This is a genomic window from Psychrobacter sp. JCM 18903 (genome assembly GCF_000586475.1).
Classification (GTDB): Bacteria; Pseudomonadota; Gammaproteobacteria; order Pseudomonadales; family Moraxellaceae; genus Psychrobacter.
Genome location: NZ_BAWJ01000052.1, coordinates 1 through 915 on the forward strand (window position 1 = coordinate 1; position 915 = coordinate 915).

Here is a 915-nt window from a genome sequence, read left to right on the forward strand (position 1 = left end):
TATAGTCAGTTCTTTTTAAATAAGATACAATCGTTTTAAAACAAGCGAAATGGCAGAATAACAAATGACCTATTCAGCAGATTTTCGAGCACAAGTGATTAAAAGTGTCAAAAACAAAGACATGAGTATCCGTCAGGCTTGTACTTTTTATAATATTAGCAAAACCGCATTACAGCGCTGGCTCAAAGATTCAAGTATCAAACAAACCCGGAATAAACCACCGACTAAAATACCGAATGAAGCACTCTTAAAAGACGTTGAACAACATCCAGATGACTATTTATATGAGCGAGCTAGGCGATTCAACTGTAGTAAGACCGGCATGCACAATGCTTTAAAACGCCTAGGTATCAGTCAAAAAAAAGACCTTAGAGCATCCAAAAGCCTGCCTGATAAAAAGAGCGTCGTATCAGAGTAAGCTTGATAGCTTTACACAGCAAGGCTATCCCATTGTGTATATGGATGAAAGCGGCTTTGAGGCTGAAACTATAAGACCTTACGGATACTCACCGATAGGCAAACCCTGTATCGACAGCTTCAACTGGCAAGCAAAAAAGCGCACTAATGTCATCGGTGCTTTGTATAAAAAGATGCTGTTTGCGCTTGATTACTTTGAACAAAATATCAACAGCCATATATTTTATGACTGGTGCAAGTTCACGCTAATTCCAAGTCTCAAGACTAAATGCGTGATCGTTATGGATAATGCCCGCTTTCATAAGAGCAAGCGTATTCAAAAACTACTGAACAGGCACGGTCATCGTATTCTATGGCTGCCACCCTACAGTCCTGATCTAAACCCCATTGAAAAGAAATGGCTCAAGCTAAGTTTCTACGCCAAGGGTGGATGGAGAATAATCTGCCTAAGCTATTTCAGGATATGGGCTGTATTTATTTTATTGTGAACTGACTATA

The 915-nt window shown here is 39.5% G+C and carries 2 protein-coding genes; both read left to right on the plus strand.

The genetic code is table 11. The features are described 5' to 3' along the window. Window positions 1-64: 64 nt before the first annotated feature. Window positions 65-418, plus strand: coding sequence for an IS630 transposase-related protein (locus TT12_RS14970; protein WP_045456530.1), 354 nt, complete (start codon window positions 65-67; stop codon window positions 416-418). Beyond that, window positions 393-905 carry an IS630 family transposase gene (locus TT12_RS14975; RefSeq protein WP_243443765.1) on the plus strand — a complete coding sequence of 171 codons (513 nt, stop codon included), beginning with the start codon at window positions 393-395 and terminating at the stop codon, window positions 903-905. Before TT12_RS14970 ends, TT12_RS14975 begins: the two co-directional genes overlap by 26 nt. Window positions 906-915: the final 10 nt, after the last annotated feature.